The organism is Vibrio sp. 10N.261.55.A10 (genome assembly GCF_041470825.1).
GTDB classification, from domain to species: Bacteria; Pseudomonadota; Gammaproteobacteria; order Enterobacterales; family Vibrionaceae; genus Vibrio; species Vibrio crassostreae_C.
In genome coordinates this window covers 1-203 of the sequence record NZ_JBFRNC010000090.1, presented here as the reverse complement: position 1 = coordinate 203, position 203 = coordinate 1, and the positions used below count along the sequence as shown (strand labels likewise).

Here is a 203-nt window from a genome sequence, read left to right as displayed (position 1 = left end):
CACACAGATTGATGGTTTAATAAGTTAAGAGTAGGAAATACTTTTCCAGATGGGGCTATAGCTCAGCTGGGAGAGCGCCTCGCTGGCAGCGAGGAGGTCTGCGGTTCGATCCCGCATAGCTCCACCATCTTTAAGTGTTCTTCCTTAAGAATCTTTAAAAATGGTTATTTCTTTTGAAATATCTAGCTCTTTAACAATTTGGA

General features: G+C 41.9%; 1 tRNA gene. It reads left to right on the top strand.

Annotated elements, in window-relative coordinates:
• The first annotated feature begins 51 nt into the window (after nt 1-51).
• A tRNA-Ala gene (locus AB4274_RS21070) sits at nt 52-127 on the top strand.
• Nucleotides 128-203 lie beyond the last annotated feature (76 nt).